General features: G+C 61.0%; 29 protein-coding genes and 3 pseudogenes. 21 read left to right on the forward strand and 11 right to left on the reverse strand.

Annotated features, from left to right (window positions below; all coding sequences use genetic code 11):
• Window positions 1-26: 26 nt before the first annotated feature.
• The 8 genes and pseudogenes from VJX68_RS00390 to VJX68_RS00420 form a co-directional block, all read right to left on the reverse strand.
• Window positions 27-299, reverse strand: coding sequence for a YciI family protein (locus VJX68_RS00390; RefSeq protein WP_324093653.1), 273 nt, complete (start codon window positions 297-299; stop codon window positions 27-29).
• Window positions 300-488: 189 nt separating this feature from the next.
• The gene (locus VJX68_RS00395) at window positions 489-1,979 is read right to left on the reverse strand and encodes a choice-of-anchor D domain-containing protein (RefSeq protein WP_324093654.1); all 1,491 of its coding nucleotides are present in this window, start codon (window positions 1,977-1,979) and stop codon (window positions 489-491) included.
• Between the two features lie 7 nt (window positions 1,980-1,986).
• Entirely contained in the window at window positions 1,987-3,018 is a 1,032-nt protein-coding gene (locus VJX68_RS00400) for an NHL repeat-containing protein (RefSeq protein WP_324093655.1), read from the reverse strand.
• Between the two features lie 141 nt (window positions 3,019-3,159).
• Window positions 3,160-3,225, reverse strand: a pseudogene (locus VJX68_RS19230) (SBBP repeat-containing protein); the annotation flags it as partial.
• A 57-nt stretch (window positions 3,226-3,282) separates the two neighbouring features.
• Entirely contained in the window at window positions 3,283-3,516 is a 234-nt protein-coding gene (locus VJX68_RS00405) for a hypothetical protein (RefSeq protein WP_324093656.1), read from the reverse strand.
• 601 nt (window positions 3,517-4,117) lie between these two features.
• Complete coding sequence (locus tag VJX68_RS00410) at window positions 4,118-4,471, reverse strand: FmdB family zinc ribbon protein (protein WP_324093657.1); 354 nt, start codon at window positions 4,469-4,471, stop codon at window positions 4,118-4,120.
• Window positions 4,472-4,520: 49 nt separating this feature from the next.
• Window positions 4,521-5,060, reverse strand: a complete 540-nt coding sequence (locus tag VJX68_RS00415) for a TatD family hydrolase (protein WP_324093729.1) — start codon at window positions 5,058-5,060, stop codon at window positions 4,521-4,523.
• A 34-nt stretch (window positions 5,061-5,094) separates the two neighbouring features.
• The gene (locus tag VJX68_RS00420; protein ID WP_324093658.1) at window positions 5,095-5,295 is read right to left on the reverse strand and encodes a TatD family hydrolase; all 201 of its coding nucleotides are present in this window, start codon (window positions 5,293-5,295) and stop codon (window positions 5,095-5,097) included.
• Between the two features lie 53 nt (window positions 5,296-5,348).
• Here VJX68_RS00420 and VJX68_RS00425 point away from each other — a divergent pair, with 53 nt between their 5' ends.
• From VJX68_RS00425 to VJX68_RS00445, 5 genes are all read left to right on the forward strand, one after another.
• Window positions 5,349-6,134, forward strand: coding sequence for a QueT transporter family protein (locus VJX68_RS00425; RefSeq protein ID WP_324093659.1), 786 nt, complete (start codon window positions 5,349-5,351; stop codon window positions 6,132-6,134).
• A complete protein-coding gene (locus tag VJX68_RS00430) occupies window positions 6,131-7,843 on the forward strand; it encodes an ABC transporter ATP-binding protein (protein ID WP_324093660.1) in 1,713 nt (570 codons plus the stop codon). Before VJX68_RS00425 ends, VJX68_RS00430 begins: the two co-directional genes overlap by 4 nt.
• Window positions 7,843-8,631, forward strand: coding sequence for an energy-coupling factor transporter transmembrane component T family protein (locus tag VJX68_RS00435; RefSeq protein ID WP_324093661.1), 789 nt, complete (start codon window positions 7,843-7,845; stop codon window positions 8,629-8,631). Before VJX68_RS00430 ends, VJX68_RS00435 begins: the two co-directional genes overlap by 1 nt.
• A 64-nt stretch (window positions 8,632-8,695) precedes the next feature.
• Window positions 8,696-9,745, forward strand: a complete 1,050-nt coding sequence (locus VJX68_RS00440; protein WP_324093662.1) for a 1,9-bis(guanidino)-5-aza-nonane synthase — start codon at window positions 8,696-8,698, stop codon at window positions 9,743-9,745.
• A gap of 60 nt (window positions 9,746-9,805) precedes the next feature.
• Complete coding sequence (locus VJX68_RS00445) at window positions 9,806-10,471, forward strand: class I SAM-dependent methyltransferase (RefSeq protein WP_324093663.1); 666 nt, start codon at window positions 9,806-9,808, stop codon at window positions 10,469-10,471.
• Window positions 10,472-10,483: 12 nt separating this feature from the next.
• On the opposite strand, the gene ispF is transcribed toward VJX68_RS00445, so the two are convergent.
• On the reverse strand, window positions 10,484-10,969 hold the full coding sequence (ispF, locus tag VJX68_RS00450) for a 2-C-methyl-D-erythritol 2,4-cyclodiphosphate synthase (protein WP_324093664.1): 486 nt from the start codon (window positions 10,967-10,969) through the stop codon (window positions 10,484-10,486).
• A 124-nt stretch (window positions 10,970-11,093) separates the two neighbouring features.
• Between ispF and VJX68_RS00455 the strand changes: the two genes are divergently transcribed.
• Complete coding sequence (locus VJX68_RS00455) at window positions 11,094-11,384, forward strand: hypothetical protein (RefSeq protein WP_324093665.1); 291 nt, start codon at window positions 11,094-11,096, stop codon at window positions 11,382-11,384.
• Here VJX68_RS00455 and VJX68_RS00460 read toward each other — a convergent pair.
• Window positions 11,294-12,562 carry a molybdopterin molybdotransferase MoeA gene (locus tag VJX68_RS00460; RefSeq protein ID WP_324093666.1) on the reverse strand — a complete coding sequence of 423 codons (1,269 nt, stop codon included), beginning with the start codon at window positions 12,560-12,562 and terminating at the stop codon, window positions 11,294-11,296. The two genes, VJX68_RS00455 and VJX68_RS00460, sit on opposite strands and share 91 nt — an antisense overlap.
• A 100-nt stretch (window positions 12,563-12,662) precedes the next feature.
• Entirely contained in the window at window positions 12,663-13,655 is a 993-nt protein-coding gene (locus tag VJX68_RS00465; protein ID WP_324093667.1) for a lytic transglycosylase domain-containing protein, read from the reverse strand.
• Between the two features lie 239 nt (window positions 13,656-13,894).
• Between VJX68_RS00465 and VJX68_RS00470 the strand changes: the two genes are divergently transcribed.
• The 15 genes and pseudogenes from VJX68_RS00470 (at window position 13,895) to thiE (ending at window position 26,650) form a co-directional block, all read left to right on the forward strand.
• The gene (locus VJX68_RS00470; protein WP_324093668.1) at window positions 13,895-14,998 is read left to right on the forward strand and encodes a two-component system sensor histidine kinase NtrB; all 1,104 of its coding nucleotides are present in this window, start codon (window positions 13,895-13,897) and stop codon (window positions 14,996-14,998) included.
• A 482-nt stretch (window positions 14,999-15,480) separates the two neighbouring features.
• Window positions 15,481-16,661 (forward strand): annotated as a pseudogene (locus VJX68_RS19030) (DUF2252 domain-containing protein).
• Between the two features lie 61 nt (window positions 16,662-16,722).
• Window positions 16,723-17,580, forward strand: coding sequence for a hypothetical protein (locus VJX68_RS00485; RefSeq protein WP_324093669.1), 858 nt, complete (start codon window positions 16,723-16,725; stop codon window positions 17,578-17,580).
• A gap of 10 nt (window positions 17,581-17,590) precedes the next feature.
• Window positions 17,591-18,187, forward strand: a complete 597-nt coding sequence (locus VJX68_RS00490) for a hypothetical protein (protein WP_324093670.1) — start codon at window positions 17,591-17,593, stop codon at window positions 18,185-18,187.
• 54 nt (window positions 18,188-18,241) lie between these two features.
• Window positions 18,242-18,652 carry a DUF6632 domain-containing protein gene (locus VJX68_RS19235; protein WP_414643438.1) on the forward strand — a complete coding sequence of 137 codons (411 nt, stop codon included), beginning with the start codon at window positions 18,242-18,244 and terminating at the stop codon, window positions 18,650-18,652.
• Complete coding sequence (locus VJX68_RS00495) at window positions 18,562-20,157, forward strand: GMC oxidoreductase (protein ID WP_324093671.1); 1,596 nt, start codon at window positions 18,562-18,564, stop codon at window positions 20,155-20,157. Before VJX68_RS19235 ends, VJX68_RS00495 begins: the two co-directional genes overlap by 91 nt.
• Window positions 20,158-20,240: 83 nt before the next feature.
• A pseudogene (locus VJX68_RS00500) lies at window positions 20,241-20,411 on the forward strand (glutathione S-transferase family protein); the annotation flags it as partial.
• Complete coding sequence (locus tag VJX68_RS19035; RefSeq protein ID WP_349255874.1) at window positions 20,385-20,846, forward strand: glutathione S-transferase family protein; 462 nt, start codon at window positions 20,385-20,387, stop codon at window positions 20,844-20,846. The pseudogene VJX68_RS00500 and the gene VJX68_RS19035, both read left to right, overlap by 27 nt.
• 7 nt (window positions 20,847-20,853) lie before the next feature.
• Window positions 20,854-21,864: an NAD(P)H-dependent flavin oxidoreductase gene (locus VJX68_RS00510; RefSeq protein ID WP_324093672.1), complete on the forward strand. Its 1,011-nt coding sequence runs from the start codon at window positions 20,854-20,856 to the stop codon at window positions 21,862-21,864.
• An 82-nt stretch (window positions 21,865-21,946) separates the two neighbouring features.
• Window positions 21,947-22,084, forward strand: a complete 138-nt coding sequence (locus VJX68_RS00515; RefSeq protein ID WP_324093673.1) for a hypothetical protein — start codon at window positions 21,947-21,949, stop codon at window positions 22,082-22,084.
• 72 nt (window positions 22,085-22,156) lie between these two features.
• Window positions 22,157-22,951 (forward strand): transporter substrate-binding domain-containing protein, encoded by a 795-nt coding sequence (locus VJX68_RS00520; RefSeq protein WP_324093674.1) that lies wholly within the window; start codon window positions 22,157-22,159, stop codon window positions 22,949-22,951.
• Window positions 22,924-23,271 carry a type 2 periplasmic-binding domain-containing protein gene (locus tag VJX68_RS00525; RefSeq protein ID WP_324093675.1) on the forward strand — a complete coding sequence of 116 codons (348 nt, stop codon included), beginning with the start codon at window positions 22,924-22,926 and terminating at the stop codon, window positions 23,269-23,271. Before VJX68_RS00520 ends, VJX68_RS00525 begins: the two co-directional genes overlap by 28 nt.
• Window positions 23,272-23,333: 62 nt before the next feature.
• Window positions 23,334-24,131 (forward strand): hypothetical protein, encoded by a 798-nt coding sequence (locus tag VJX68_RS00530; RefSeq protein WP_324093676.1) that lies wholly within the window; start codon window positions 23,334-23,336, stop codon window positions 24,129-24,131.
• A 381-nt stretch (window positions 24,132-24,512) separates the two neighbouring features.
• On the forward strand, window positions 24,513-26,036 hold the full coding sequence (locus VJX68_RS00535) for a sigma-54-dependent transcriptional regulator (protein ID WP_324093677.1): 1,524 nt from the start codon (window positions 24,513-24,515) through the stop codon (window positions 26,034-26,036).
• The gene (gene thiE, locus VJX68_RS00540; RefSeq protein ID WP_324093678.1) at window positions 26,033-26,650 is read left to right on the forward strand and encodes a thiamine phosphate synthase; all 618 of its coding nucleotides are present in this window, start codon (window positions 26,033-26,035) and stop codon (window positions 26,648-26,650) included. The genes VJX68_RS00535 and thiE overlap by 4 nt, the downstream gene beginning before the upstream one ends.
• Window positions 26,651-26,782 lie beyond the last annotated feature (132 nt).

The following is a 26,782-nucleotide window of genomic DNA, read 5'->3' on the forward strand; positions in this document are numbered from 1 at the left end:
TCTCCATCAAGAGAGATTGCGAAATTCTACTGGGGAAATACCTGCCGGAACGGCTTCACTTCGACACGCGCGAATACCCCACTCGTCACGTACGGATCGCTATTCGCAAACGCGATCGCCTCCGCCTCACTCTCCATATCCACGATGATAAGGCTGCCGCTGCCGTCCGTGAATGGTCCCGCGAGCTTCAACTTGCCGGCGCTCACCAGCGGCCGCAGATTCTCGAGATGAGCCGGCCGCACCTTCGGCCGCAAGGCCGCCCCGTCGGGTCCGTCATGGCCGATAATCACGAACAGCATCGCATGGACCTTCAGAAGAAAACGTCAGAATAAGCCCGTGTTAATTAGCACGGCACGGCTTCGCCGGCAAAATCACCGACAGCGGATCGAAGCCGGTGATCGCGCAGCTCCTGCGGTCACTCTCTTTTTTGCGAGGGCGCCCGAATTCAGCGGCCAGTACGAGCGCCCGCTGACGACAGCAACTCTTCTTTAGTGCCCCTTCCCGTTGTTGCCCTGCCCGCTCAAGTTGATCACCTGAGGACTGTTGGTGGTGTGGTCCGTGAACGTCAGGGTGCCGGACGAAGGCCCCGCGTGAGTCGGCTGGGACGAGACGCTGATGCTGCAGGTACTATGCGCTCCCACGCTGGGTCGGCAGTCGTCGGTTTCAACAAAGTCCGTGCTAGCCGATATTCCAGCAAACGTCACTGATGCCAGGCCCGGGTTGGTCACCGTTACGGTCTGGGGTGCGCTCGTGGTGCCGACGCTCTGATTCCCAAAGCTCAAACTCGCCGGGGAGACTGACAACGCGCCGGGCGTGGGCGTTGGCGTCGCCGTGGCAGTTGATGTGGCTGTAGCAGTCGAGGTGGCAGTCGGAGTTGAGGTCGCCGTCGCGGTGGCAGTTGCGGTGGCAGTCGCAGTTGCAGTTGACGTGGCTGTCGGAGTCGCCGTCGCCGTATTGGTTGCAGTTGCCGTCGCGGTGGCAGTCGGAGTCGCAGTCGCCGTATTGGTTGCGGTTGCGGTGGCGGTCGCAGTCGGGGTCGCCGTGTTGGTTGCAGTTGCCGTCGCGGTGGCAGTTGCGGTCGCGGTTGCAGTGTCAGTCGCAGTGGCGGTTGGCGTTGCGGTCGCCGTCGCCGTGGCAGTCGCGGTTGCAGTAGGCGTCGGACCCGCCGAACCGTATCTCAGCACGCGATCGTTGGTCTCATCGGCAACATAAATGTTGCCAAACAAGTCCACTGCGACTCCCGTCGGAGAGCACAGCGTAGTCGGGCCGGGAAACTCGCTGCCGCCGTTACACTCGATCCCCGTAAAGTCGGCCTGGCCCCACACAAAGTCCGCCGACGTGTCTGGAAAGCCCGACGCCGCGTTATGCAGGTATTCGAGCACGCGGTTGTTTGCCGAATCCGCGGCGAAAAGATCGTCGCCCGCATCGGTCGCGATCTGCTGCGGAGACTTGAGTCCGGCCGCTCCGCCGCCAGCGGTCCCGGTGCTAAGGTCCGGCTGTCCTATAACTTCGTCCGCCGTCACGTCGCCCGCACCCGGCTCGCCGCTGGAGCCGTTTAGCGGAGTGTTGAATATCACCACCCGGTTGTTGCGGTTGTCCGATACGTACAGGTTGTTCTTGCTGTCGAGCGCGAGCCGTTCCGGATTGCACAACGCGACATTGCTCGCCCCACATGCGCCCGCCCTCGAGAAGTTGGTCCCGGTGCTGTCCACACCAAAAGCCTCCGCGGCGGTGTTCGACGCAAACCCGCTGCCGTACGGATATTCGAGTACCCGGTTGTTGCCCGAATCCGCGATATACATGTTGTGTCCGGAGTCGAACGCAACCGCCGTGGGATTGTTCAGCGAGCTCGCGCTGATCCCGCCCTGGTTGGGATTTCCACCGGTAAAATCTGTCCCCTGACCCCATAGCCGGCTGGCGCTCTGACCCGCCAGCGGCATCCCATCGAAGCCGGCGAATGGAGTGTCGTACTCCAGCACCCGGGAATTATACTCGTCGACGACGTACAGGTTCCTTGAAGTCGACCGCGATACCGAACGGATAGTTCAGGCTCGCGACGGTAGGATTCCCGTCGGCCGAATCCTGATTTGCAATAAACGAAGCGAAGTCGGGTTGGCCGATCACGAGGTCGGCGCCCGGGCCGTCGGTGAAGCTGGATGCGCTGTTCCATCCGAGCACCCGGCTGTCGTCGCTGTCGACCACGTACAGATGGCCCTGGGAATCGACCACCGGCGAGTTGGGCGCGAGCATCGACGCGTTGAAGGTCTCGTTGCCGTTCGCGCCATGCGCGAGATCGGCCTGCCCGAGCACCCGGGTTCCTGACTCGGTTGGCGCGAGCGCATTGTCGAAGACGAGTATCCGGCTGGCGCAAGCGTCGGCGACGTACAGGCCGCCAGAGCTGTCGAGCGCGATACCGATTCCCTTGAAGGCATTCGGCATCACTGTTTGCCCGGAGTAACCAACCCCGCACTGGCCACTGTCGCTGAAATCGGACGCATCGCCGACCCCCCACGACGTACCCGGCGACGTGCTTGGATAGGGCGACCCGGCGGGGTACTCCAGCACGCGCATATTAAATGTGTCCGAGACATACAGGTTGTGCGCGCCGTCCAGCGCCACGCCGTCGGGGAACTCGAACAAGTCCGGTCCGGTGCCGGCAATGTTGGCGTCGAAATCGGGTTCGCCCCAAACCTGCGCGGCGCTTTCGCCGGTGGAGATCGGCGCCGGAAAAACCACCACCCGGTTGTTGTTCACATCGGCGACATACAGATTGTTGGTTCCCGGATCGACTGCTATGCCATATGGCATACAGAGGTTGCTGGCGCTAACCCCGCCATCGTCGCAACCCGTGTTGATCAGGTTCGACTGCCCCAACACGTAATCGACAGTAGTGTCGCCGGCGCATCCGGAACCGTCGGCATTCGGCGTGCATGACACCCCGCTTGCGAGCGGATCGAGGAACTCCAGCACCCGGCTTTTGTTGGTGTCCGCCACGAACAGGTTGTTGTTGCCATCCACCGCCACCGCCTCCGGCTCGGTGATCGATTGCGATTCGCTCAGCCCCAGGTTGGTTGCGGTAATCGCAAAGTTGGCGCTCTCTCCCGCCAGCGGAGTCCCCGTGAAGCTCGCGAACGGACTCGTATACTCGGTGATGCGGTTGTTGCTGGTATCCGCAACGTAAAGGTTGCCGTCCGAATCGGCCGCAACGCCTTGCGGACTGTCCAGCGTGTCGAGTGTCGCTGATGCGCCGCCCTGGTTCCGATAGACGTGGAGAAAATCGACTTACCCTATAACCGCATCGGCGGGAGCGTTGTTCGCAAAGCCGGCCGCGCTATGCCATCCGAGCACGCGATTGTTGGCGAGATCCGCGACATAGAGATGACCGCTCGAATCGATCGTGATCTGCGCCGGGCTCGCTATCGAGCTGGCGGTGACGAAATAATTCGTGTCGAACACCGCCTCGCCCAGCACCGCGCTGGCAGCCGGGCCGAGCCCGGCGGCTCGAGTCGCAGCCACGATGCCGGCTGTCGTTATGAGCACTGCAATCCCGACGAAACCGATGCGACATCGACGGCTGACTTGATTGACCACAATTAGCGTCCCCCGAACTGTAAGAAATTCCCGCCTCGCTTAAAACACTAAGTGAGAATATTACAACAAATTGTAGGTGAGTCAACCAGTCTAGATGTAATACATTATGTATCGACCAGTTATGAGACGCGTACGCCCGTGTTGATCAGCACGGCGGCTTCGCCCGCAAAATCATCCACGGCGCGGCGAGGCCGGTGATTGAGCATGCTATGCGGTCAATCTCTTTTTGCGAGCGGGCCCGAATTCAGCTCAATACTGGCGCCCAGTGACGATACAGCTCTTGGCGGTCCGGCGTACCCCAGCACCCGCGCGGATTTTTGGAGTCCGAGCTGTACGTGGTCGACAGCGACGACAGCCGGGTGCTCGGATGGAATAACGGTGGTGGTCCAAATTCCAGGATGCCCGGTCTTACCTCGCCCGTCACCTTTGCGGAGAGAGCCTGTCCCGAGCTTTGCCGAATGACGGCCGGCCGCGTCGCGCCCGACCGGTGTGTGTTCTGCGGCACCTGCACCGCGACCGCCCTCGGCTACAGATCCTCCTCCTCCGTTCCATCCCCAAAATCACCGCCGCTCTCGATCTCCGCCACCGCCTCGTCGAACTCCGCCCCGCCAAACCCGTCACCCATCTCCTTGCCCATCCGCTTCATCATCCGCGCGACGCTCTTGGGATCGTTCTCGTCCATATCGCGCATCTTTGAGGGATCGGCGAGCGACTCCATTCGCGATTCCTCGCTGCGCGGCATCGCGAACCGCGACATCAGGCGGCGCATTTTTTTTCCGCCGCAATGCGCACAAACCGCCTCGACCTTTTCACTGACGCGCGTCGTCAGCACGCTGGTCGTCCGCCGGCACTTCTCGCATCGATATTCGTAGATCGGCATCTTGACCTATTCTATCCACTGCCAGCGCGGATTTCACGAACAATTAATTTCACCCGCCAACCTGAAACAGCGCGCGGGCGTTGGCCGTCGTCGATTCGGCGATTTCCTCGAAGGTCGTGCAGCGCAGATGCGCAACCGCGGCGGCCACCTCTCTGATCATCGCCGGCTCGGTCAGCCGCCCCGCAAATTGGCCGCCGTAGGCCCACGGGCCGTCAGTCTCCACCAGCATCCGATCCGCAGGGAGCATCCGCGCGAGATCCTGATCGCGCGCCCGGTAGGCAACCTCGGGCGACAGCGAAATATAGTATCCGGCGTCTAGGATCGCGCGCGTGGTCCCCTCATCGGACTTGTGCCAATGAAAGACCGCGCGCGTCACGTGCGCCTCGCGAATTATCGAGAGCGCCTCGGCGGCGCGTGCGTGCGGCGCATGAATTATCAGCGGCAGATCGAGCGCGACTGCAACGCGCGCGAAGCGGGCGAGCATCACCTTCGCGGCGTCGAGCACGGCCGCGTCCCCGGCGCGCTCGCCGTACCACGGCAGTCCGACTTCGCCGACCGCGCAAATCGAATCGCGCTCCCGCACGAGCATCTCGAGCACCGCGCGCGCGTCATCTTCGCTATGTTCAAAATCGTTCGGGATGAAATCCTAATGCCCGAAAAATGACACTCGGATACTTCCGCCCAAGTTCGATCACAGCGCGATTAGACGCCGGCCCAACTCCCGGCACGACCATCGCGGAGACTCCCGCATCCTGTGCGCGCTTGATTGCGCCGGAAGGGTCGGGATACTGGTCAGCGTCGAGATGAACGTGGCTGTCGATCATTTCATTCGTATAGCAGGCATGCGCTGCGCGCGCATCGCAGCGCGCCTACCGCGATGAGCGATCTTCGCCTGATGTGGCGCAACACGCGGATGGTCGTCCTGTGCGCGATCTCAGCCGCGCTCTATGCCGCCGTGCTGGTGCCGTTCAAGGTCGTGCCGCTTATCCCCGGCGTCACCGAGCTGCGCCCCGCCAACGCGATTCCGGTCGTGTGCTCGTTCCTGTTCGGCCCGGCCGCAGCGTGGGGTTCAGCGATCGGAAATATGATCGGCGATTTTTTCGGCGGCGTATCGCCGGGCGACATCTTCGGCTTCTTCGCGAACCTGGCCTACGGATGGATTCCATACAAAGTCTGGGAACTGATCGGCCGCGGCCAGAGTCCCATCAGCCGCTCTCCGCTCGGAATCCTCAAGTACGTCATCGCATGCCTGGCCGCGAGCGTGCTCTGCGCCGACCTGGTCGGATGGGCCGACAACGTGCTCGTCATCCGGCCGTTCGCGATGCTCGGCAACGTGATCATCTTCAACAACATGGTCTCGGCGCTCGTGCTTTCGCCGTTCATCCTCGCCGCCGTCTATCCGCGCGTGAAGAAAGGCCGGATGCTGTACACGGACGTGATGCCGGAGGTGAAACTGAAGCCGGTGCCGATTCGAGCCGCCGGCTTCGCGCTGTTGATTGCAGGCGAAGGCGGCGCATGGATTTTTGGAAATTTGCTTTCGACCGGATACTGGGCGCCAAAGTTTCTGCCCGCTTGGATGCTCGTCGCCCCGTACGATAAGCCGGTCCTGATAATTGTCGGCCCGTTTCTGCTGTTGGCGTTCTTGGGCCTGTTCATGATGTGAAAACTTTTTCAGTGAATACCAACCAGCACGCAGTGTCGGCCCAGGAGGTCACGTTCACCTATCACGGTGCCGACCGGCCCGCGCTTCAAGCAGTGACCTTCACCCAGAATGCCGGCGAGATGATCGGCGTTATGGGCGCGTCGGGCGCCGGCAAATCGACGCTCGCGAAATGCCTCAATCGCATCGTCCCGGAATTCGAGGACGGCGATTTTCGCGGCGCGATTCGTATCGCTGGTGAGCCGCTCGAGCAACTGCGCGTCTGCGACGTCGCGCCGAAGGTCGGCATGGTGTTCCAGGATTTCGAGTCGCAGTTGTTCTCGACCAACGTCGCGCACGAAGTCGCGTTCGCAATGGAACAAGTCGGCATGGACCGCGCCGAGATGGACCGCCGAATCATGCCCGCGCTCGAGGCCGTCGGCCTGCGCGGCTTCGAGCATCGCGATCCAATGTCGCTGTCGGGCGGCGAGAAGCAGCGCCTCGCGATTGCGTCGGTGCTCGCTCTGCGCCCGTCAGTCATCGTGCTCGACGAGCCGACTACCGATCTGGATCCCGAAGGCAGGGCGGAAGTCTTCGAGTTGATAAAAAAGCTCCGCGCGCAAGGCTTGAGCCTGATCGTAATCGAGCACGAGTCCGAAGAGCTGCGCGCCGCCGATCGGATCGTCGTTCTGCGCGAGGGCCAAATTGCCGCGGACGGTCCGCCTTCTGAGGTGTTCGCACGCACCGAGCTGCTCAGGGAATGCGGTGTGCGTCCACCCGGGCTCGGTCACGCGCTCGAGCTGCTCGGAATCGAAGCGCAACCGAAAAGCGTCGAGCAGGCTTACGACGCAATCGTGCGGGCATATCCGCGACTTGCGACAAATGTCGTTAGCAACGTCGCCGATCCTTCAGAGCGCGCGATGCCGAGCGGACCTGCATTTATCGGAATCGAGAATGTCAGCTTCAGCTATGCGGGCGGACCGCGCGTGCTCGATTCGATCGATCTCAAAGTCGAAGCCGGCGAATTTCTCGCGATCGTCGGACAAAACGGATCCGGCAAAACCACCCTGGCCAAACATATCGTCGGGCTGCTCCAGCCGGCTACGGGCCGCGTGACAATCGACGGCAAAAACCGCGCGCAGATGCGCCCGGCCGAGACCGCGCGCGCAGTCGCGTACGTCTTCCAGAATCCAGACCACCAGATTTTTGCCGCCACGGTCGAGGACGAAGTCGCGTTCGGGCCGCGCAACTTCGGCTTGCCGGACGACGAGATTCGCCGGCGATGCGACGAGGCGCTCGAAGCGGTCGGCCTTCAGAACGAGCGCCAGAGCGACCCGTTCATGCTCAGCAAGGGCGAGCGCCAGCGCCTGGCCGTCGCGAGCGTGCTGGTGCTCAGGCCGCGGATGCTGATACTCGACGAGCCGACCACCGGCCTCGACCATCGCGAGCAGCTTCGGATGATGGCGTTGGTGCGCGACCTCAACCGCGCCGGAATCGCGATCGTGATCATCACGCATACGCCGTGGCTGGTCGCCGAGTATGCGCGGCGCGTCGTGCTGATGCGCAAAGGCGCGAAAATTTTCGACGGCGGCGTGCGCGAATTCTTCATGCAGGACGAGCTGCTGCGCTCGTCGTCATTCCGGGCGCCGGAAATCACCGAGCTGGGCCGCCGCTTCGGCACGCTCGCACTGACCACCGGCGAATTCGTCGCGTGGATAAAGGAGCGTGCCTGATGCCGATATATCTGTACATCGATCGAGGCACCTTCGTTCACCGGCTGCATCCCACGGTCAAGGTGTTCGCGCTCTTCATCATGTTCTGGTCGGTGTACTGGGTGGACAACCCGATCGCGCTCTTGCCGGTCGGACTGGTCATGCTGTGGATTGCGCAGCTCACCGATTCGTGGCCGAACTTTTATCGCCTGCGATGGCTGTTCGCGATTTTGGTTTTCACGACGACGATTGCGTGGATGGTTTTCTACCGGCGCGGCGCGGTGCTGGTGAACGTGCCGGTGTTTCACGTCAGCAGGCTGTCGCTGGTCTTTGGCTTTGGCCGCGGGATCAAGCTGGCGGAGTTGTTGGCCGCGTCGGTGCTGTTTCTTTCGACCACCAAGATCGAGGAGTTCACCTACGGACTGCAGCGCATGCGCGTGCCGTATCGCGTCAGCTTCGCAATTTCGCTTTCATTCCGGTTAGTCCCGTTGTTTATCGACTCGGCCGTGACGATCGTCGATGCGCAGCGGCTGCGCGGCTACGACTTCAACCAGGGCGGGCCTATCGAGCGCGTGCGGCGCTACGTGCCGGTCGTCATCCCGGTTTTCATGGGCGCGCTGCGCAAGGCCAACAACATGGCGATGGCCCTGGAAGCGCGCGGCTTCGGCTTCAGCCACGAGCCGACGACGTTTATCGAGTACCCGGTGACGGGCGCGGATGTATTGGCGTTCGCCTTTCTGATCGGGCTCGGCACGCTGAATTTCATGCTCTACTGGACGGGACTGGGCGGAATCGGTCCGCTGAAGTAGTAGCGTAGAACATGGCCGATGCTTACTATCGGCGAGTAAAATCGAAGACATTGCGAGGACTGTGATGAGCGTCAAATCAGAATTTCTGAAAAAACCGATCGAACATGTTGATATCACGCGCGAAAGCGTCGTGCCGTTCGTCGAGGCGATGGGTCAGATGGCGTACAGCGCGCGCGACCTGCATCGTGCGGCCACGATTTACGATCGCATGCTGCGCGATCGCGACTGCGGCATAATCCTGTGCCTGGCGGGCTCGCTCATCAGCGCGGGCCTGAAGCGCGTTTTCGCCGACATGATTCGCAATCACATGGTCGACGCGATCGTGAGCAGCGGCGCCAATATCGTCGATCAGGATTTCTTCGAGGCGCTCGGCTTCAAGCATTGGATGGCCGAGGACCGCTTCAAGTACGGGCTCGACGACGACAAACTGCGCGGACTGCATATCGATCGCATATACGACACGCTAATCGACGAAGACGAACTGCGCGTGTGCGACGAGACGGTTCAGAAAATCGCCGACCGGCTCGACCCGCGGCCGTTTTCGTCGCGCGAGTTCGTCGGCGAGATGGGCAAGTATCTGGCCGAGACCGGCGCGAAGACCGGTGCGAGCATCGTGCTCGAGGCGTATCGGGAGCAAGTCCCGATTTTCTGCCCGGCCTTCAGCGACTGCTCGGCGGGCTTCGGACTCGTCGCGCATCAGGCGGCGCGTCACGGCAAGCCCAAGGTCTCACTCGACAGCGCCAAGGATTTTTACGAGCTGACGCGCCTGAAGGTGAAGAACGAAACCACCGGGCTGTTCATGATCGGCGGCGGCGTGCCGAAGAATTTCGCGCAGGATATCGTGGTCGCAGCCGAAGTGCTGGGGCATGACGTGCCCATGCACAAGTACGCGGTCCAGATCACCGTCGCCGATGTGCGCGACGGCGCGCTCTCAGGCAGCACGCTCAAAGAGGCAAGCAGCTGGGGCAAGGTCGATACGACATACGAGCAAATGGTGTATTGCGAGGCGACAATCGCGGTGCCGCTGATCGTCGGCTACGCGTACCACAAGCGCGGCTGGGAAGGCCGCGCCTCGCGCAAGTGGAGCTCGGCGTTGGATAAGGATCAGGTGTAGGAGGCAAGGGAAAATCACTAACCTCTCCTTCTCCCATAGGTCAAAGCTGGCTAACTTGCGATGATCGATGCGCTAAAGGCCAGAGCATTTGTCGCATTGGGGAGACCGGACGGCCGGCTTGGAATCTGGTTGATGGGCCACCGGCAATATGTCGGTGGCGATTGGGACGCCTTGGGCCGACTGCAGTTCGAGTTCATGCTCAAGATGGGGCTGAAGCCCCAGCATGTCCTGCTCGACGTTGGATGCGGCGCGCTGCGGGCGGGCGTGAAGTTCATCGACTACTTGGACGAGGGAAAATACCTCGGACTCGATCGGGAAAAGCGACTGATACAAATTGGAATCAAGCAGGAGCTCGGCCGGGACTTGATGCGGCGCAAGTCGCCCGAGTTCGTAGTCTCGGACAGTTTCGAATTCGAGAAATTTTCAAAGCAGCCGGACTTCGCGATCGCGCAGTCGCTGTTTACCCATCTTGCGGAGGCCGACATCCGACTATGCTTGCAAAAGTTGCGGCGCTTCATGAATCCCGGCGGGCGGTTCTACGCGACCTGGTTCATCACCGATGAGTCCCATGTTAACGAGTCCCCGCGATCGCATTCGCACCGGAGTTTTCGCTACCCGCGCGCGACGGTCGAAGAGTTCGGCATCAAGGCCGGCTGGCGGCAGCGGTACATTGGAGATTGGGCGCATCCGCGGCGCCAGATGATGATCGAGTACGTCGCGGAGTAGCGCTCGCGCAGCCTAGTCAGTCTCGAGCATAACGATTGCTGCTGCGGCCATTCCTTCGCCGCGGCCCAGGGCGCCGAGGCCTTCGGGGCTGGACGCTTTCACATTGACGCGCGATTGATCTGCGCTTAGTGCGGCGGCGAGGCGCTCGCGCATCGCGTCGAGATGCGGCTTCAGCTTTGGCTGCTCGGCGAAGATTGTCAGGTCGGCGTTGCCAAGGCGCCATCCTTGATCGCTTGCTAGCTTCCAGACGATGCGCAGCAGCGCGATCGAGTCGGCGTCTTTGTAACGCGGATCAGTATCGGGGAAATGCCGCCCCAAATCGCCTGCGCCAAGCGCGCCGAGGATCGCGTTGGCGAGCGCGTGTGCGGCGACATCGGCGTCGGAATGGCCGCGGAGTCCCTTGTCGTGCTTGATTTCGACGCCGCCGAGCACGAGCCGGCGCCCCGCTTCGAGCGGGTGAAAATCGAATCCGTTACCTACGCGATAACGCCTCGCCATTGCTTCGACCCTCGCGCGCGGATAAGTCCGGCGAGCGCATTATTTGCGCTGCGCCCGACTGCGTTGACAATCGCTATTTCAGCCGCCAAGCTTTTCTCATCGCCCCTCAGGAGGATCGCTCGCGATGCCCGCATTTGCCAAGAACCCGAAATTCATCATCGGCACAATCGTGGTCCTGTGGGTGGCGTACGTCATTTACGCAAATTTTCAGCCCGACATGGTCACCTTCTACCTGCTGCCCTTCAACATCCTGAAACTGCAGCTCAAGCTCTCGGCGGTGATAATCGGCGCCGCGATTTTCGGCGCAGTCGCGACAATCGTGATTCACTGGCTGTGGGTGCGGCCCTCGAACAGTTCGCCGGCCGCGACCGCGCCCACGTCGCCGTCGGCGCCCAAGAGCAGCACGGTCGCCTGAGCACCAGCTTTCAAAATCGTTTCAGTTGACGGCCCGATCAGCAGACCGTCGGCACGCGAGAGCGAACTTAAAATCCCCGAGCCCTGGCTGCCGGTGGGAGTGGCCAAGTAGCCGCCCGAGTCGCGCTCGAGTTTGACCCGCACGAACTCGGTGAGGTCTTTAGAAATCTTGATATCGACGCTGCATCGCGCAATGACGCGCGGCAGACCGACGCGCCGCCGCCCGCTCATCTTGAGTAGCGCGGGGCGCGCGTACAGGTAAAAGCAGACGAGCGTCGAGGCCGGATTCCCCGGCAGGCCAAAGATCGGGCGGTACCCGACGGTGCCGAACTTGAGCGGACGACCCGGCTTTTGTGCGACGCCGTGAAACAGCTGGCGCATCCCAAGTTCGTCGAGAGCTCCTTTGACGTGATCGAACTGTCCCACCGAGACGCCGCCGGTCGAGAGCACCGCGTCGAAAGTCATCGCCTCGGCCAGGCGCTCGCGAATCTCGCGCGCGTCGTCGCGCGCCACCTTGAGGATGACGGCTTCCGCGCCCGCTTCCCGAACCGCGCCGGCCAGCGCATAAGCGCTCGAGTTGACTACCTGCGCGCCGGTCGGCGCTTGATCGACGTCCACCAGTTCGTCGCCAGTCGCAACGATCGCGACGCGCGGACGCCGAATGACTTCGACCATCGCGCGATTCACCGAAGCCAGCATCCCCAAGTCGGCGGGCGTGAGCATCTTGCCCGCGGACATCACCAGCTCGCCGAGGTGCAAATCCTCCCCGCGCGGCCGGATGAACGCACCCTGCTCCACTGCGGCGAGAAATTCGACGAGATCGCCACCGCCGCGCGTCCGTTCGACCGGAATGATCGCGTCTGCCCCTTCTGCGATCGGCGCGCCGGTCATCGTGCGCACCGCCTCGCCCGCGTTTACGCGCCGGGTCGGCATCTGGCCGGCGCCCACGGTCTCGACGACGCTCAGCTTGACGGGGCTCGCCTCTGAAGCCTTGGCAACATCGGCGGCGCGGACGGCGTAACCGTCCATCGCGGAGTTGTCGAAGCCAGGGATGTCGCGTGACGAGCTGATATTCTCGGCCAGCACGCGCCCGAGAGCCTCGACGATTGGAATTCGCTCGACGCCAAGCGGCGCCACGTTTTCGAGGACGATCTGCAGAGCCTGGTCGGCGCTAATCATGACGCAGAAAGGATACGCCGCTTCAGATCACGAATGAACCTACGACTAGCCGTTGCGGAACGACCAGCCAATGCGGATCCGAGCGGAGAGCGAAAAGAGACTAAAAGGAAACGTGTTCGGCGCTGGCGTGGATATCGGGCGATTCCACCGGGACGCGAACGCTGTACGATCGCTCGTACGGAGGCACGACATCGCGCAGCAAGGCCGGGTTGAGCTCGCGCAGATGCTCGAGCGTCGTCCCGTGATTGAGCGCGACCCGGCTGAGAGGAGTGCCGCCGCGCACCGGCAGCATCTGGTATGCCGGCGGTTCGTCGAGCTTGATCGGCGTAATTCCGTAGCTGCCCGCATGATGCGCGATGTACGCAACGGCCATGAAGCGTCCCAGCAGCCCGCGGGTTCGCCGCGGCAGCCGATTACCGAACTTCTCCATGTTGGGACCGCGCAGCGACCAATAACGGTTGATGGCTTTGTCGCCGTTGTTCCACGCGACGAGCGTCATCGGCCAATCGTCGCCCGCTTCGTCGTGCAAGGTGGCCAGATACTCTGCGGCGGCCTTGGTGGACATTACAGGGTCGCGGCGCTCATCAACGTAGTTGTCGATACGGAGGCCGAAGCGCTTGGCTGTATCGCTATTAAACTGCCACGGACCCTTGCCGCGCCGGGTAAATTCGCTTTCAGCGAAGGCCAAGTAGACCAAGTCGTCTGGGAGGCCGTAGCTCCGCAGCACCTTGACCATGTCAGGCAGGTAGGGGTGACTACGGTCGAACGTATCCTGCAGATGGTCCGGCAAACTCATGAAATCCGATACATAGCGGCGAACGGCCTGATTAAGCAGAATCGGGAAGGGCGGGACAGGCTCAGGCGAAGACAGCACGTACGAGGACGGGATAGGCTGGGCGCCAGCTTCCGCGGGAGTCTCGAGCTCGAAGCCGTTGCTGTTTCCTGTCAGGCTTGGAGTCGAAACCATCGCACCAGACGGGGCGTATCGGCCGTCGAAATCCTCGGCAAATGCACGAGTGGACGCCCATCCGGCGACAATCAGGGCCGCCATCAGGACAACAAACACTCGATAGATAAACTTAGACTTATGCATTCTCCCCCGAGAAGTTGCCCCCAACCGTACCGACCGATACGAGCGGGATCAACCAAATCACAGTGGATAATCCATTAAAAAGTCTAATAGTGGACGTTCTAATTCTTGATATAGGCTTGCAAATGCTCACGAATCTTGGAGCCAGATGGATGCAATATTCGTTAAGACAAAGTTCAGCCAATCGAGCTCTTTGTGTTACGGTGATCAAACCTAACTTCCCGCGAGGCCGCTGACCGGGGATGAATCTCTGGCACGACATTATCGACAGCCTGACCGATGGCATTATCGTGCTTTCGCCTGCGATGGAGCCGCAGGTCGTCAATCCGGCTGCCGAGACGATGCTCGGGGTGTCCCAGGTCAGCGCCGCGACGGTCGCCGACCTCGTCCGCCAGAACGACTGGCTGGGACGGATGGTGGGGGCATGCCTCGATAGCGGTCAGGATCTCGGCGACATGGAGACGGTCTTGGTGACCGGGCCGCGGGAGTTGGCGGTTCGCGTCGAGGTGTCCCCCCTGCTGAACGCCGAAGGACGGCCTGGCGGGGTCATTATACTGCTTCACGACCTGTCTCACGAAAAAGGCGCGGCCGAGGCTGCGACTACCGGCGACTTGAACCTGCGGTTGTCGCCGGCCGGCCTCGCGCACGAGGTCAAGAATCCGCTGACGGGCATCAAGGGTGCCGCCGAGCTGATGGCCGGGATGTTTCCCGACGACGCGCGCGCGCAACAGTACTGCAGCGTCATTCTCGATGGCGTGAACAGGATTGCGTCGCTCGTCGAGCAGGTGCTGATGGTCAGCGGACCGCAACGCCTGGCGCAGGAGCCGGTCAACATCCACATGGTGCTGCATCAGGCGATGCGGATGGCCGGCCTCTTCCCGCAGCCGCCCGAGGGCGTCACGCTACTCCAGGACTTCGATCCCAGCCTGCCCGATGTGATTGGCGACGCAAGCGCACTCGAACGAACATTCCTGAATCTGATCAAGAACGCGGCGGAAGCGATCGGCGAGTCGGGCACGATTCGCCTGCACACTCGAATCGAGCGCGAATTCCGGATGACGGCCGAAGGCCGCCGCCGCCAGTTCCTGCGGGTCGAAGTCAGCGACAGCGGCGTCGGCATCCCCGAGGATCAACTAGCGCAACTGTTCACGCCGTTCTTCACCACCAAGCCCGCCGGCACCGGCCTCGGTCTGGTGCTATGCCAGCGAATAATCGCACTTCACGGTGGCCGCCTCTGGGCGCAGCGCGGCGGCATCGATCGCGTCAAAGGCACGCCCACACCCAAGGAAGGAATGACCTTCAAAGTAACGCTCCCGATGATGCCCCCCGAAAAACGCCCGCAGTGAGAAAATTCTGTGTACGCTCCCGACTGAAGTAAGTAGCAACGATCGGCGTTCACTAAGACAAGCTCGAAGATTGTGTATCTGTTGAGCGCAGCCGTTTATGTATCCAAACGTCACACACTACGGAAGCAATCGAATCTCCTGCGCCGTTTATTCCGAGGCATGTTTGATGCTACTTGACCTTCTACAAAGGAGATCGAGCCATGGACCGATTACGGAAGCCCAATGTGCGTCTCGTAGGGCGCGCTGGCCGAAAGTCTGGCGCGGAAGAGAAGCCGACCGAGATATCGTCCCGTTCTCACGCCGAAGATCAATATCGCACTGCGTCGGAGCGTCGGGCCGACGGCAAGGCTTTGCGCGAGAACGTGCCGCGTGAAGCGCACGCGGGATGGAAACCGCCCAAGAATCGTCGCGACCCGGTCGATTTGCTGCTCGGCACCAACGAGGGCAGGCTCGCGGAACTTCTTCCGATTCGCCACGGACGGATGGTCTCGTCGCCCTTTGCTTTTTTTCGAGGTTCCGCCGCGCAGATGGCCGCCGACCTGGCACACACTCCCTGCTCCGGGCTCAAGGTACAGGCCTGCGGTGACGCCCATCTGATGAACTTCGGTGGCTTTGCCACGCCCGAACGCAACATAATTTTCGACATCAACGATTTCGACGAGACTCTTCCTGGCCCATGGGAATGGGACCTCAAACGCCTGGCCGCCAGCGTGGTCATCGCGGGGCGTCATCTCCGGCTGTCCGACAACGATTCGGCGCGGGCAGCTATCGCCACGGCGCGGTCCTACCGGGAGCATATCGCTGACTATGCATCGATGCGGGCGCTTGAGGTCTGGTACGACCGAATCGACGTCGAGCGCTTCCTCAAGGAAGTGCCCAGCGAAGAGGCCCGTAAACGCGCCGAAGAACGGCTCGAAAAGGTGCGCAGTCGGACCGTTCCTGAACACGACTACCCGAAGATGGTGGAAACAACATGGTGCCCTACCCCGCATCAAGGACAACCCGCCACTGATATTCCACCCCACTGCAAAACAAGCACCGGGACTCAAAGCCGGGTACCACGAAGGGATCGCTGCCTACCGCGAGTCGCTGGCCGAGCATGTCCGCGTGCTGTTCGACCGCTTCCACTTTTGCGACTTGGCAATCAAGGCGGTCGGCGTGGGTAGCGTCGGCACCTTTTGCGCCATCGGGCTGTTCCTGGCCGCAGACGACGACCCGCTTTTCCTGCACGCGAAGGAAGCGGTGGCCTCAGTGCTTGAGCCGTACGTGGGCAAGAGTTTGCATCAGAATCACGGCCAGCGAGTCGTCGTGGGTCAGCGCCTGATGCAGTGCGAGCGATCTCTTTCTGGGCTGGGCGCGGGGACTCAACGGGCGCGACTTCTACTTTCGCCAACTTCGCGACATGAAGATCAGCGCTGTGGTCGAAGACTTTGATTTCGATATGTTGCGCGCATACACGAGAATGTGTGCGTGGGCTCTCTCGCGCGCGCACGCCCGCTCGGGCGATGCCGCCATGATTTCGGGCTATATGGGTTCGAGCGGAACGTTTGACGACGCCATCGGCGAGTTTGCAGTCGAGTATGCCGACCAGAACCAACGCGACTACCGGGCGTTCGTCAGAGCCGTCCGAGAGGAACGGGTCAAGGCGGTTCTTGAATCCTAGATCAACAGTTCGGACTGCCGCGGCGTGCTCGTTTCTGCTCGTAACCCTTTGGATGGTGAGGGTGCCGGTTGTCGCGTACGCCCAGACTCAGCCTGCGACATCTGCTGAAGCTGAGGAGGAGAAACTAGAACGGGACTTCACCGACCCGCTTTCGACTCTGCCACAACTGCTGGTCCGGGATAGCTACACACCGGCCAACTATGGACCTGGACCTTGCACGTCCCAAGTGTGCTTCAGAAATGCCGAGACCAACCAGTTTCTCGTTAGGCCACTGATTCCGCGCATACCACCTGAGTCTTTCCTCCCTTTTTCGCAGTTGATCCGCCCAACATTTCAACTGGTGACAGTACAAAGCTCCCGAGGTGGAACTCGGACCGAGTTCGGTGACCTGCCGGTCTTCGATGTTGCAGTACTGCCTTGGCCCGACAGGCAGAAAACCGGCCTTCTGATCGGCGCCGGGGCAGCTTTTGTGTTTCCCACCGCCACCTCGAAGAGCGCCGGACAGGGCGCGTGGCAAGCCGGACCGGCGCTCGGCGCAATTTACAGCGGGATTCCCGGGCTGCTGATAGGGTTCGTTGCCCTGAACCCGGTCTCCTTCGCGTACACGTCGCCCAATCGTCTGCCACAGAATACATTTCAGTTCCAACCCGTCTTCGCGCTTCATCTGTGGGACAAATGGTACCTGCGATCCGCGGAGGCTAATTGGTCGATGGGTTGGCGTCGTCATTACCCTACGATGTTGCCGCTGAGCATCGGGCTCGGACGAACGATTGTGCGTCCGGGGCTGCCACCAATGAGTATCTTTGTCACGGGGCAGTGGATGGCGTATCGGCAATTCGCTCCGATCGCGCCGCAGACGACGATCAACTTCGGTCTGACGGTCGCGTTCCCGCAATTTAGAGACTATTTCAGTCAGTAAGCCCACCCTCGTGAAGATCTCGATCAACCGCAGCTCGATTCTGACGGCACTTGTAGTAATCGTGCTCGTCGCCGCGGTTCCTTTTGCCATCTGGGAATTCATCCACACTCACGAACTTTACATATTGTCGCACCGTTTTTTGAATGACATCGTCGCGCGCCTCCACGGACCCGGTCGCCTGCGATTCATCCTGCAACCCACGGTCGCGATCGTCTTTGGTGCGCGCGACGGCATCAAGGACGCCCGCGCTGATAGACCACCGTTCCTACAGAATCTGCTTTTTCACTCAACCGATCGCCCTGGACTCATGCGCAGCGCTCTGGCCTCGGTCCGCGACCTCCTGGCGATCGCAATTCTTCTGGACGTCATCTCGCAACTTCTGATTTTCCGAATGGTCCATCCCGGTGCTGCCTTGATAGTAGGACCGGTCCTGATCGCCCTCCCGTATGCCTCGTCCCGTACTCTTGCGAACCGCACAGCGAAATGGCGAGCACGGCACGCCTTGATAGGCCGCAGCGAAACCACGCGCGAGCAGAAAGAAATGTCCGGAAGGAAAACGATACATCCCGAAAGAACCACAAATAGAGGTGGCGGCTCGCTTGGTTAACGTTTCATACTAATGAATCGCGTCAACAACGGCCTCGATCAGTCCGCTCTGGTGATGAGGCTCCTGGGATGGGGCCTCATAATCGGCACGGCCCTCGCTGCCTTTCTCTATTCGCCCGGATTTCTGTGGGGGATGCTTCCTGCCGGTTTCCCACAGATTGGCCCAGCACACCCTGAGTCGCCCTACGACGCACTGCACCCGTACATATTGATGCTGGCTGTCGTGTATCTGGCTTGGGCGATCCTGATGATCCGAGGGTCCAAGGACCCCAAAGCTAACGCGGCCCTATTCGACTTTGGGATCCTCGCAAACCTGCTGCACGGGTTGGTCATGATCCCGCAAGCGTTTATCTATCCCAACGAGCACGCACACCTATGGGCGGATATACCTTTTCTGTTTGCAGTGTGCGCAATCCTTTGGATTTGGCATCCCAACAGATTAGCTCCACAAACGTCGATGAGATGATGAGCGCAAGCGACGTAGATGTAGTTGTTATCGGCAGCGGGTTCGGTGGCAGCATCTCCGCAAACCGCTTGGCCTTGGCGGGGCTCAAAGTTTTGGTGTTGGAACGTGGCCCCTGGCGCGATTCACTACCCGTCCGCTCGATGCGTATCGCGAGACGAGCTCCGTTCCCCTACGGCGCCAAGGCCGTTACGCATCTGCTGCGAACTGTTCGCTTCCGCCGCTGGGGCATGACGTTGAACAAGTCCGGCATGTACGAGGTGTTATTTTATCCCGGCCTCGGTGTCGCTGTGTGTTCTGCCGTGGGCGGAGGCAGCCACGCCTGGGCAGGTGCGCTCGTGGAGCCTCAGGATCCGGCGTATTGGCAGGGGCGTCATCCCGATCTGAACCACTCCGACGTGGTGAAATACTACGACAAGATCCGCACTGACATGGGAGCCGTCAGACTCTCTCAGCAGCATTGGCTTTGCCACTCGGTATGGACGCAACTGCCGGTTTCGCCCGGCAAAAAATGTCTCCCTGCAGACCCACAGCCGCACTTGGCTTTCAAGCTTCCATACTCAGAGAGCGAGGTGGGACAAGTGACCGAAGGTGAAGGGGGCGTCAAGCGCCAAACGTGCGCCTTTGACGGAGACAGCTTTCTGGGATCGAGGGAAGGAGCCAAGGCCTCCGTCGATTTCATCTACCTGGCGCCTGTGCTCAACAAAGGCGTGGTCGTCCGCGACATGTGCGAAGTTGCGAAGGTTCTTCCACACATAAGCGGTGCTGCAACCGGCTATTCAGTGCATTTCTCCGATCTACGCGAGAGCAAGAAGGAAGTGGTCCTTGCGAAGCGGGTCATTCTCGCGGCTGGCACGATGAACACATTGAAGCTGCTGTTTGCCAGCAGTGTCGAGCCAGGCGGTCTCAGTCCGATGCCTTCGCTCGGACGCACCTTTGGCGGCAATGGTGACTTAATAGGCGCCTGGTTCAAGGATTTTGCTCAACCCCCGATGTTCGAGGCCGCTCCGATGCTTGGCAGCATCAAGCTGGATCGGCGAGATGCGCCCTTCATCGCGCTGGCCGGATTACCCGGTGTCGACACGCTACCGTTGCCGCCTTTCGTGAAAAGAAGGCTGGGCAAGATAGTTCCCCTTCTTGGAATGGGCTCAGATACCGGAAACGCATCAGCGAGATATCAAGACGGCTCCGTAGTAGTGGACTACGACCCAAACCAGCAGCCAATCTTCGAAGAGATTCGCGAGGTCATTCGCGCACTGGGAGTACAGAGCGGTCTGAAGACCTGGGTGATCAAGAAACCCATCACGATTCACCCGTGGGGTGGCGCCTGCCTGGGCGCGAATGCGAATAGTGGTGTCGTCGATCGCGCGGGCGAGGTTTACGGAAATCCAGGTCTCTTCGTCGCAGACGGCTCGGCACTCCCGGCCGCTGTCGGGACGCCCCCGTCGCTCGCAATAGCGGCATGGGCGCATCATGTTGCCGACCGCCTCGCGCAAACCGCCAAATGAAGAGGTGACTTATATGAGACGGCTTTTTTCATCCCCACTCAGTCCCTACTCCGCCAAGGCGCGAATCGCCCTGTACGGAAAAAGGGCTTGAGTTCGAAAAGATCAACGTGCTGTGGGATCCCGTCAGAGGGTTTGCTGAAAAGCCTGCCGAGATGCTCGCAATCAACCCCAAGGGCCAGGTGCCGACTCTGGTAGATGGAGAAATCGCGCTTTACGATTCGACAATAATCTTCGAGTACCTCGAGGAAAAGTACCCAGACCCTCCGCTCTATTCGAAGAACATTGCGGCCCGTGTGCAGTGCAGACTGCTCGAAGACTTTGCAGATACCGTTCTGGCCGATGCCGGAAGAATCCTTAGGCTTGAGGTCTTCGGAAAACCCGACCCCGCTACTCGCGATCAGGTGGCAATTTTCAAGGCTGACGCCGTCCTTCGCTCCGCCTGGTCGATGCTCGACAAGCAGCTCGGCGACAATGAGTACCTTTGTGACAGCTTCACCGTTGCTGACATTGGCTGTTACGCGCTCACCCGCTTGCTCCGGTTCATCGGCACCGTCCCAGACGCGAGCTGGCAGCGACTATGCAATTGGATTGGTCGCATGGAGAACCGACCGAGCGTTCGGATCGACCTGCGCGAAGTGAACGAATCATTCTCGGCGCTGTTTGCGCCGAGACCTCGATCGGCAGACTAGGTGACCGATGCAGTCCAATCGCATTCCGGAGAAAATCGCAAAGCGGCTTCGGCTCCCGCTGATCGCTGCCCCGATGCTTGCGGTTTCAGGACCTGATCTAGTTATAGCCGCATGCAAAGCTGGCGTAATCGGATCGTTTCCGCTCGCGAATGCCCGCTCGGTTGAGGGCGTAGACGCATGGCTCAAACAAATCGAAACTGAACTCGCCCGCGCCGCAGACGAAACTCCCGATCAACCTCCCGCGCCGTTCTGTCCCAACCTGATCATCAAGCGCGCGCAAATGCGTTACGAACTGCAAGAGCTGGTGAAGCATCGGGTCGAGATGGTCATCACGAGCGTCGGCTCACCCGTCGAAGCGATCGAACCTCTGCACGATGTTGGATGCTTCGTCTTCGCGGACGTCGCGACGCTTCATCATACCGAGAAAGCGATTGCCGCGGGCGTAGACGGCCTCGTCCTGCTGACGGCCGGCGCGGGCGGACAGACCGGATGGCTCAATCCTCTTGCCTTTGTCCGCTCGGTGCGCGCGATGTTCGACGGACCGATTGTGCTTGCCGGCGGAGTATCGGATGGTCACACGCTTTGGGCCGCCGAAGTGCTGGGTTGCGATCTCGCCTACATGGGAACCAAGTTTATCGCGACGCATGAGAGTATGGCGCCGCTTGCCTACAAGCGGATGTTGGTCGAATCCGGCATGGACGACGTTATGCTCACCCAAGCCTTCACCGGACTGGACACCAACATGTTGAGACCTTCGATGATTGCCGCTGGACTTGATCCATTGACGCTGCCTCCGCGCGTTTCGCACGAAGAAGCCGCGATGAAGTTCAGCGGTATGGCCGTGGTCGAAGGCCCACGCCGCTATAAAGACATCTGGAGCGCGGGCCATTCAGTCTCAGGTGTCAAGCAGGTTCAGAGTGCGGCTGAACTCGTACGGCAGACGTCTGACGAATATCGACAAGCCCGTGAGGAGACAAATCGCCTGTTGGCGCACAGACCCGCCAGGGTGACTCGATGATCCGGCATATCGGACTCAGTCTATCGGACTCTGCGCGCTACCGGGCATTCTCTGAACAGGCATGCCAAGGCAGCACGGTAGAGTGCACATAAATAATAACAAGTTCACCGTGATTGATAGGCAGGTGACGATCGATCTGAAGAAAATGAATTCCGCCGACGAGGGTGCTGCGAAGAAAGCCGCGGCGACAAGCGACCAAGTCGAGGCGGATGACGACTGAACCGCTTGGTTGGGGTCTGCCTGCTAGTACGCATTGACGGATGAACCGTAGAATGCAGAAGAGGACCGTTCATTGAAGAAAAGTCTTTGTGTACTAGCGGTCTTCATCATCGGCGCTGCAATTGCGGCTCCTGCCTATCCGCAAACCGCCAGCTCCCCGGCCGCCTCTGCGCAAGGCGAGACCCCCGAGCTCCGTGTGGCCGCGTTCGTTGCTCCACCGAGTGTTATGGAACAGAACGGCACCCTGACCGGGTTCAGCGTCGATCTTTGGAACGCGATTGCCGCGCGGTTGAAGGTAAAGACGAGCTATCAGATCGTGCCAGACGTGGGCGCTTTGGAAGAAGCGATGCGATCCAAAAACGCCGACCTCACCCTCGGCCTCTATATAACGTCGGCGCGTGACGAGATTTTCGATTTTTCGATCCCAACATTGCAAACAGGCTTGCAAATTATGGTGCGCGATACTGGCGAGAAGGCAGAAACTGCAAACCCGGTTTTGGATATGCTCCGTCTGCTATTTTCACGCACGACCGTAGTTTGGCTCGGCATCGCCCTGCTGCTCGTCCTGATCCCGGCCCATCTGGTCTGGCTGTTCGAACGGCGGCGCCCCGACGGAATCATTTCGAGCCCGAACTACTTTCCGGGAATCTTCGAAGCATTTTTCTGGGCGATTTCGACGCTGACGGGATCACCGGAGGGGATGCCGCATCAATGGGTGGCGCGCACGTTCTCAATCTTCTGGATATTTGCCGGCGTGGTTTTCGTCGCGTTCTATACCGCCCAGCTAACCACCACCTTGACCGTCGAGCAGATTCGCGGCGCTATCGAGGGCCGGGCGATTTGCCGGGTAAGCAGGTCGCCACGATAGCGCACAGCACCGCCGCCGATTATCTTCGGGAACAGAACGCGCAGGTCCTGGAGTTCCAGACGACCGATCAAATGTTTAAAGCTCTCCTCGACAAGAAAGTGGATGCCGTGGTGTCGGTTGCCCCGCTGCTCCTCTACTATGCGGCGCATGAGGGAAAGGGACGAGTGAAGGCGGTCGGTCCCGAATTTAACACTGCACCGGCCGCCATCATGGTGCAGCTGGACAGCCCGCTGCGCAGAAAGATCAATCTTGCGTTGATCGCGCTTCGTGAGAACGGCACCTATCAGCGGATCTACGACAAGTGGTTTGGCACCCCTTAGAGCGAGCCAACTTGAGGTTGTCGCGTTTGCGATTTGTGCCCCACGCCACGGTCTTGGCGTTGATGATGAGCGCCGTTCTGGCGGCGTCGGCACAAGCACAACAAACGCCGACGCCCGCACCGTCGCCGAGCGTCATGAGCGATCAGGAGCTGGCAATCGCCGTCCACAATCCGTTCGAGGATTTCGTCAAAGTTCCGATTCAGTCGACGACCGGATTTCAAATAGGCCGTGCTCACAAGGCGGGCGACGCCGTTAACATCGAGCCGCTACTGCCGTTCTCGCTGAATGCCGATTGGGACCTGATGGTGCGGCCGAGCCTGACCATCGCTTACGCCCCCGCTCCGCATGAGCAATCCGGGCTGGAAGATTTCGAGACTTCTTTTTTTCTAACGCCGCACAAGACGGCCACCTGGATCTGGGGCGTCGGTCCGATCTTCAACTTCCCCACTGCCAGCAGCTCGGAACTGGGAAGCGGCCGCTGGTCGGCCGGACCAGCTGTGGCGCTCGTGTACTCCGAAGGCCCGTGGCTCGATGCCATCCTCACCGACCAACTGATGTCGTTTGCCGGAAATCGCGAGCGCGGCAGCGTCAATCAGACCTACATCGAGCCTATGATCAGCTACAACTTCGAGAGCGGATGGTACGCCGACTGCGATCCGCAGATGACCTTCGATTGGACAACTGATACCGCCAACGCGTGGACTATTCCGATGGGTGCGGACATCGGCAAGGCGTTCAAGCTTGGCTCCCGGGATTTGAGTCTGCAAATTGGCGCGTACGACCTTCTGAAGCGTCCAGATGGCGCACCGCAATGGATAGCCCGCGTCAACGTAACGTTCCTGTTCCCCGCCGGTCATTGATCCGGCGACGGCCGAAGAACCTCGGCGCGCAGCAGCCAGTTGTGAAGTCCGCGGATGTTCAGGGATGAACTGTTCAGCCTTACGCCGGATCGCCCGCCGTGCTTTGATCGCGTATGGTTAACGGCCAAGACTCTGAACGCTCGCGCATTGCTCGAAAAAGTAACAAGGACTCTTCGCGTTTCCACAAAAACAAATTTGACGGAACGAAACTACCCTTGGTAGTGCTGAATTCCCAAAACCACAACCCAATGTATAGTCGCTCGCTTTCCAGCCTGATCCGCGGTGAGACCCGCGGCGCGCCCATCCGCAAAACGGCCCCCTCTGATAAAGGCGCGTCGGCCGTTGGCGACAAGATCGAACTTACTGTTACGATTGTAGCCCGTGAGCACTACGACCATGGGCGCAAGCGCTACTAACCAAAACTTCGTTGAACGGGTGAAGGAACCCGGCACTGGCGCGGCAATTCTGATCGCCGACGACGATCCCGCGATCCGCCTCGTGTTGAGGCATCGGCTCGAAGCCGACGGCCATCGCGTCGAGGAGGCGATTGACAGCGCGTCCGCGCTCGCTGCCTTGCGCAGCAATCGATTCGACGTCGCCCTGCTCGACATCATCATGCCGGGCAACGGCGGACTCGAGGTGCTCTCTGCCGCGCACAGCGAGGCCGTCCGCACTCTCATCATAGTGATCACCGCGGCGAGCACGATGAACAACGCCGTCGAGGCGATGAAGCGCGGCGCGCACGACTACCTGACCAAGCCATTTGCCAATCTCGACCTGGTCGCGGCTGCAATCAAGCGCGCGGTGGAAGTCGGCGCGCAGGCGGCGGACCTCAACCGCCTCAAGGACGAGGTGAATCGCCAGCTCGTCGGCGGCGAGATAATCGGCCGCAGCGCGGCGATGCAGGAAGTTTACAAGCTGATCGGGCGCGTCGTCACCAACGATGCGACCGTTCTGCTCAGCGGCGAGAGCGGCACCGGCAAGGAGCTGGTCGCGCGCGCGATCCATTTCAAATCCGCACGCTGGCGCTCGCCGTTCGTCGCCGTCAACTGCTCGGCGATCCCGCACGGCTTGCTCGAGAGCGAGTTGTTCGGACACGAGCGCGGCTCCTTCACCGGTGCGTCCGAACGGCGCGCCGGCAAATTCGAGATGGCCGACACGGGCACGATCTTCCTCGACGAAATCGGCGACCTGCCGGTCGAGCTGCAGCCCAAGCTGCTGCGCGTGCTGCAGGAGCGCGAGTTCAATCGCGTCGGCAGCGTCGAGACGCTCAAGCTCAAAGCGCGAGTGATCGCGGCGACCAACCAGAACCTCGAGACCCTGGTCGCCGCGCGAAAATTCCGCGAGGACCTGTACTTCCGCCTCCGCGTGATTCCGATCCAGATGCCGGCGCTGCGCGAGCGGCGCGAAGATATCGCGGAGCTGACCGACTACTTCGTCTCGAAGGCGGTCCAGGAGATGGGCGCGCGCGCCACCACCATCAGTTTCGAAGCGCGAATCAAACTGGAGTCCGCCGATTGGCCGGGCAACGTGCGCGAACTCGAAAATGCCGTGATGCGCGCGGCGCTGCTCGCGCCGGGCACCACGATTCGCGCCGACGATGTCGAGCTGTCGCGCCCGGGCGGTGTAGGCACCGGCGCAACCGCCGCGGCCGACGGCGCCGAACTCGGCGATATCATCTCAGCGCGCATCGCGGGATGGTTCGATTCGCCCAGCGGCGAGGAACCGCGCGACCTCTACCATCGGCTGGTCGCGGAAATCGAGCGGCCGCTGGTCGAACTCGCACTCAAGCGCGCCGGCGGCAACCAGGTGCGCGCGGCGCGGATGCTCGGGCTCAATCGCAACACGCTGCGCAAGAAGATCACCGACCACAAGATCGTACTGACCAAATTCCCCGGCGGATGACGCGGCTAGCCTCGCATTTTTACGCGATGGTCGATCCTGCTGGCGGACACGACCCGGTCACGCTGGCAGAAACTCTGCTCGACGCCGGCGCGCGCATCATGCAGTTGCGCCTGAAGGACGCGCCCGGGCGCGACTTCCTCGCCTCAGCCCGCGCGATCGCCGAGATGTGCCGCAAGCGAGGCGCGATCCTGATCATCAACGACCGGGTCGATATCGCGATTCTCGCTGGCGCGCACGGAGTTCATCTCGGGCAGACCGATCTCCCGCTCGAAGCGGCGCGGCGAGTCGCCGGTCCCGGCATGATGATCGGAATCTCGACTCACAACGTCGAGCAGGCGCGCGCTGCTGAAATTGGCGGCGCGGACTACATCGGATTCGGCCCGATGTATCCTGGCGGACTGAAGAACATCGTCGCCGGCGTGGGCCTCGACAAGCTCCGCGCAATCCGCGCCGCCGTGAAGATCCCGATCGTCGCGATCGGCGGCATCACCGAAGCTCACGTCGCGGAAACCCTGGCGGCCGGCGCGGACGCCGTGGCGATCATCACCGACGTAGTGAACGCCCCCGACATAGCCGCCAAAGTCCGCTCGGTTCTCGCCCTCGCTCGCAACTGATCCCATCGCAGGCGAGCACTTGGCCGAAAAGAAGGTTGCGAGTATTCGTACGGGAGAGAAACCTTCGCGGAGGATCGATTATTGCTGTTTGCCTCGTTGATCTCAATTCTCGGAATCGCAGCGTTCCTCGCC

Origin of the sequence: Binatus sp. (SeqCode) (assembly GCF_035272065.1) — a bacterium.
Taxonomy (GTDB): Bacteria; Desulfobacterota; Binatia; order Binatales; family Binataceae; genus Binatus.